This window comes from Allobosea sp. 05T439, assembly GCF_056396005.1.
This window is the reverse complement of record NZ_JBFTKP010000094.1, coordinates 1-5174: the sequence shown is the minus strand read 5'-3', so window position 1 is coordinate 5174 and position 5174 is coordinate 1. Positions and strand designations below refer to the sequence as shown.

The 5174-nt window shown below is 67.7% G+C and carries 6 protein-coding genes and 1 pseudogene; 2 read left to right on the top strand and 5 right to left on the bottom strand.

Annotation, left to right across the window (positions count from 1 at the left end):
* Positions 1-390: hypothetical protein (locus AC1DIO_RS35000; RefSeq protein ID WP_476854919.1), on the bottom strand; the 390-nt coding region annotated here is incomplete at its 3' end.
* Between the two features lie 273 nt (positions 391-663).
* Between AC1DIO_RS35000 and AC1DIO_RS34995 the strand changes: the two genes are divergently transcribed.
* Both AC1DIO_RS34995 and AC1DIO_RS34990 read left to right on the top strand, forming a co-directional pair.
* Positions 664-819 carry a hypothetical protein gene (locus AC1DIO_RS34995; protein ID WP_476833258.1) on the top strand — a complete coding sequence of 52 codons (156 nt, stop codon included), beginning with the start codon at positions 664-666 and terminating at the stop codon, positions 817-819.
* Between the two features lie 15 nt (positions 820-834).
* Complete coding sequence (locus AC1DIO_RS34990) at positions 835-1725, top strand: DUF2950 domain-containing protein (protein WP_441509162.1); 891 nt, start codon at positions 835-837, stop codon at positions 1723-1725.
* Positions 1726-2223: 498 nt separating this feature from the next.
* Here the strand turns inward: AC1DIO_RS34990 and AC1DIO_RS34985 are convergent.
* From AC1DIO_RS34985 to AC1DIO_RS34970, 4 genes and pseudogenes are all read right to left on the bottom strand, one after another.
* Positions 2224-2436 (bottom strand): annotated as a pseudogene (locus AC1DIO_RS34985) (transposase); the annotation flags it as partial.
* A gap of 143 nt (positions 2437-2579) precedes the next feature.
* Entirely contained in the window at positions 2580-2831 is a 252-nt protein-coding gene (locus tag AC1DIO_RS34980; protein ID WP_441509160.1) for a hypothetical protein, read from the bottom strand.
* A gap of 391 nt (positions 2832-3222) precedes the next feature.
* Positions 3223-4149, bottom strand: a complete 927-nt coding sequence (locus AC1DIO_RS34975; protein ID WP_476835745.1) for a DUF2950 domain-containing protein — start codon at positions 4147-4149, stop codon at positions 3223-3225.
* On the bottom strand, positions 4146-5174 hold a 1029-nt coding region (locus AC1DIO_RS34970), incomplete at its 5' end, for a tail fiber domain-containing protein (protein WP_476854918.1). The genes AC1DIO_RS34975 and AC1DIO_RS34970, both read right to left, overlap by 4 nt.

The window sequence follows — 5174 nt, the reverse complement described above, 5'->3', positions numbered from 1 at the left end:
CGGCCCGGGCAGGGCTCCAAGCCCGGCCTCGCCCGCCCCGGCGGCCCAGGCCGCCCAGGCGGTGTTGGCGGACCGGGAGGCCCAGGCGGCGTTGGCCGGCCAGGCGCCCCGGGTGGCGTTGGCGGCATTGGCGGCCCCGGGCCGGCTGGCGGCGTTGGTGGTCCCGGAGGGCCCGGCGGCATCGGTGGCGTCGGCGGCCCAGGCGGCCCGGGCGGCGTCGGTGGTGTTGGCGGCATCGGCGGCCCAGACGGCCCAGGCGGCGTCGGTGGTGTTGGCGGCATCGGTGGCCCAGGCGGCGCAGGCGGCGTCGGTGGAGCATTGGGCGGTGCGGCGGCAGGCGCGATCGGCGGCGCGGCGGCAGGCATGATCGGCCAGCGTCCGTCGCAGCAACCCGCCCGTCCTGATGCACGGCCCGGCCAGGACCGCCCCCAGGGCGGGGCTGGACAGGGGCGACCGCAGGCCGACGCAGGCCGGCCCGCGACGCGACCATCGGGCCCCGAGCGGCCCACGGCACGGCCTCCGGCGGCACAGGCGCGACCAGCGGCGCCGCAGGGCGCGAGACCTCGCCCGACACCAAGCCGGACCGCCTTTGACGGCATCGATGCCGGCCGAGGCGCGGCGGCCTATGGCAATCGCGGCGCAGCCAGCCGTGGGCAGATCAGCATGCCGGCGGGCCGCGGCGGCGGAGGCGGACAGATCGGCGGCGGAGGTCGCGGCGGCGGCGCTCACATCGGCGGCGGCGGCCGTGGCGGCGGCGGGCATATCGGCGGCGGCGGTGGCCGCGGGGGCGGTGGTGGTGGTCGCGGTGGACGGCGCTGATTGGGGGACATGATCATGGCACATCACGCTCGATTTTCAGTCCCGGTCTCGCTCGCGGTCCTGTTGATGGCAGGCCCTGCCGCAGCCCAGCAGAGCTTCCCCTCCCCCGATGCGGCGTCCAGCGCGCTGGTCGAGGCGGCCCGGGCGCGCGAGCCCGGCATGCTCGATCGCATTTTCGGGCCGGGGGCCCGCGACGTGCTGAGCACCGGCGACGCCACGCTGGACCGCGAACGACTCGACCGGTTCAATGAGGCCGCAGCGGAATCCGTCACCCTGACGCCGCGCGACGACGCGACGCGGATCCTGACGATCGGGAAACGCAAGTTCGAGTTCCCGATCCCGATCGTCCGACGCGGCGAGGCCTGGATGTTCGATGTCGCGGCCGGGCGTAGCGAAATCCTCAACCGCGCCGTCGGCGAGAACGAACTGCGCGCCATCGAGGCCTGCCAGGCCTATATCGGCGCCCAGCGCGAATATATCCGGAAGGACCATGATGGCGACCAGGTGCCGGAATATGCCCAGAACCTGATCTCGACGCCCGGTACGCAGGACGGGCTGTACTGGCCGAGAACCGGGCAGGCCGATGTCAGCCCGCTCGAGGGCGCCCTGAGCGAGGCCCTGCTGGATCGCGGGAACCGAACCTATGCCGGCTATCGCTTTCGCATCCTCAAGGCACAAGGACCCTGGGCGCCCGGCGGCGCGCATTCCTATGTCGTCAACGGCAACATGATCGCTGGCTTCGGCCTCGTGGCCTGGCCGGCCGAATGGGGCAAGACCGGCGTCATGACCTTCATCTGCGGACATAACGGGGTCGTGCTGCAGAAGAATCTCGGCTCGAAGACCAGCGCCTTGGCGGAGCGCCTGCTGCGCTACGACCCCGACAGCAGCTGGGCGCCAGTCGAATAGGCGGGGCAGCCCCCTCCGGCACCTCTCGAGGTGCCGGGGCCGCGCGCCGTGACTTTCATGTCGCAGCAGCAGTGCGCACGGCAGTTCCCGCAATGGCGAGACGGGTCGCGGGAGCGCGAGATCCCGCTCTCAAGGCCGCAGGCCGTTCCCGAAGAAGTCGGTCTGTCGACCGGGGCTCCCGAGGTCCTGCTGGACATAGGCGGGCCCGCCGCCCCCCGATCCGGACGTCTCGCGCGAAACGCATCCCACCAGTCCCATCAGAGCCAGCACTACTAGGTAGAAACGTCTATTCACGGAGGCCTCCCTCGGCGGGTTCCCAGAGCGCGGAAAATTAAACGCCGCGACGATGGGATGACATCAAGTCATTCTCAATTCTCTGTGCGAACAGACAATGCCGATCGTACTTCCAGATGCAAGCCGCCAAGGCAAGCATGCCGCCGTTGTGATCGACTGTCCCGGATTTCCGACAAGCAGTGGCTTCACTATCGCATCGTTAGCTTCCACGAGCAGATCCGACAGCGCCGAGAGGTGGAGCTTGCGGAGATCGGCGATGCTGCGGAAGTCAGGTCGGTTCAGTCCGGTCACCGCCCCCACGTCGACCCGCTCGTCGCAGGCGCAGCCAAGCTGCCGCGATGATGCCCCGGCTGTAGCCGTAGAGAACAGCGCCACCATCATCCCGGGATGATCAGGTGGATAGCCCCGTTCCTCCGAAGGCACTGAAGCTTCGCAACCTCAGCTTCCTCGCTCGGGACCGGATGGACAACCTATTGAGACCTCACATCTAGGCTTGACCATCGACTTGAGCCTGAGGGCGAGGTGCGCCACTTCGAGGCGATCACCGGCGCGACGAAGGCTCAAACTGAGGCAAGCGCCTCATTGACCTCACGTTCGATTTCCAATGCGAGAGCGCGGTACTCCTCCGCACGGGCCTCTCCGGCCGGCGAAGTTATTTTCTCCCAATAGGAAGCGGCCTCACATGTCACCTGGTAAACTTCGCAGAGATCGAGCAGTCCCGCACCACTGCTGCATTTTTGACGTAGCTCCATCCGCCGCTGCGGCCAACGAAGCATGAGCCTTGCAAGTCCGCGCTTTTGTACGTCATTCATGCTGCCATCCACCGCGGCATCACCACCGCTGATATTCGGCCCACGCCCTCGGCACAGTCGCCGACTGAGGATCAATCCACGATCAAAGGCCCCTAACCCGCGGTAGTCTCCTAAGGGCTCGCGTTGGGACCCCAAGCATCCGACCGGGCGTGAAGCTTGAAAAGCCGCCGAAGAGGATCGAAAGGAGGCCGGTCATCGGTTCTCCATTGCTGATAGCCGCTATGATTCGACGGCCCCCGCGCCTATCGGGCCAATCTTTCGACCTGCCTTTGGCGGCACCGTAGTCCAATCGGGGCCGTCATCCGAAGATCATTTGAGAAGGCTAAATGTCGCTTTGTGAAGACATCGCCATTTCGCTGAATGGATCAGCAGTCTGCATCTCGAAAATTGATTACTGCGGCACCGGAACCTTCTCCCAGGTCTTGTCGGGGTCGTATGAGCGCATCCGCGTCGCGATCCGGCTGGTCCTGGGTCCCAGATCCTTCTGATACACCGTGCCTTCGTGGTTCACGATGAAGCTCATGACGCCGGAGTTGCCGTATTCGGCGGGATAGGCGAGCAGAGCGAAGCCGCCGATCATCTTGCCGCCGACGACATAGTCGAGGCTTCCACCTGGTGCCGCGGCACCCTGGCGCTTCAGGATCTTGTAGTAGTAGCCGTGATAGGGCGTCTTGCCCTGCCCGCCCTTGTAGCCTTCGCGCTCGGCCTGCGCGGCGAGAGCGCCMAGCGGACTGGCCTCTTCTCCTGCCCCGGTCGCCCAGAACAAGCCGTCGCGCTTCCCCGGGCGGCTCGCGACCCGCTGGGCATAGGAGCCTGGCCCGGCGCCGGTTCTGTCCTTGCTCGCATAGTCGTTCTGGGCGTCGACATAGGCCAGGCTGACCTGGATCGCATCGAGCTCATTGCGCCCGAGGCGCCTGAAMAGGATTTCCTTGCGCCCGGCCTCTGTGTCGAACCGCCACTCCCCGTCCTTGCGCAGGATCGGGATCGGGAACGGAAAGTCATTCTGACCAACGAGCAATGTCGCCTTGTCGCCGTCGACCGTGACCTGGTGCTTGGCCTGATAGGCGGAGAGAAAGCGCTCCCTGTCCGCCGCGTCGGCGACCTCGTCGCCGGAAAAGACGATGTCGCGCCCCTTGAGCCCGAGAACGCCGAGCATCGGGCCGGTCTCGCTGGTGCGGGCGGCTTCCACAAGGGCTGCGGCGGCCGCCTCGGGYGTCTTGAAGCGCTSTTGCGCGCTGGCTGCGGAGATCCCGGCCAAGGTGGCAGCCGCGATTGCGAGGCTCAGCCATCGCCGACGGATCCGGTTGAGGTGCATCATGGCAGCATACCTCCGGACATCTCCGGGACAGTGGCACGGCATAGTGCCGTCGCCGCACATTCATGGCGGATGGTTCCGGTCGGTACGTGCGAGCCGGATGCCAGCCATTGATCGTAGGTCTGGAACCGCACCCCGATGCGCTCGTAATAGACACGCAGGAAACCATCGGCGCCCCGTGTCACGGCGTCGGGCGCGACCTCCTGGACCTCCTGCGCCATCACGCCGACATAGCGCCTGTCGCTGCCCCGATAGGCAAACCGGTAGAAGCCGATGCCATTCCGAAGCCGGCCGAGCTCGACGATATGATCCTTGAGCGCGACGTCGGAACGCCGCCCACCGCCGCCCCCGCGACCGCCGCCTCCACGCCCACCGCCGCCACCCATGCGCGCGCCACCGCCGCCGCCCATGCGTGCCCCGCCGCCGCCAAACCCGCCGCCCCCCGCTCTGGGACCACCGCCAAATCCGCCGCCACCCATCCGCGCTCCGGCATGAGCGAAGCTCGTCTGTCCGCGCTGGGATTGCAGATTGGCTGCCCTGCCGGGCTGCATGTTGCCGAAGGCATTGTCGCGGCGCGGCCCACCCGCCCGATTGACGTTGCCGCCGCCGGGACGATTGGCCTGCGCCGGCCTTTGCGCGTTCGGACGGTTCTGGCGTGCGCGGTCGGCGGTGGCAGGACGGTTCCCTGCCCCGCGATCGGGACGCGCTGCACCGGCGCCGGCATTGGGGCGATTGCCGGCATTGGGGCGGTCAGGCCGATTGGCCCCCTGCCCGCGATCCGGCCGGTTGCCAGCTCCGGTGTTGGGGCGATCGGGCCGGTCCGGGCGGGCCTGATTTCCGTCCCGCCCGCGAAAGTCCATGCGGCCGTCGCTGCCCGGGCGCGAGGTGTTCGCAAACCGCTGCTGAACCTGCGAATTGCCGTATCTGACCCCTTGGCGATGCTGCGGATTGTGCTGCCAGTGCGTCACGCGATCGCGGTTGATATTGATGTTGTTGTTGTTCCAGTTGATGTTGCCGCCCCAATAGCC

Bases quoted from the DNA above. Each gene is read 5' to 3' on its own strand.
- AC1DIO_RS34980 (WP_441509160.1), bottom strand. From the start codon at position 2,831: ATGAATGACGTACAAAAGCGCGGACTTGCAAGGCTCATGCTTCGTTGG.
- AC1DIO_RS34995 (WP_476833258.1), top strand. From the start codon at position 664: ATGCCGGCGGGCCGCGGCGGCGGAGGCGGACAGATCGGCGGCGGAGGT.
- AC1DIO_RS34990 (WP_441509162.1), top strand. From the start codon at position 835: ATGGCACATCACGCTCGATTTTCAGTCCCGGTCTCGCTCGCGGTCCTG.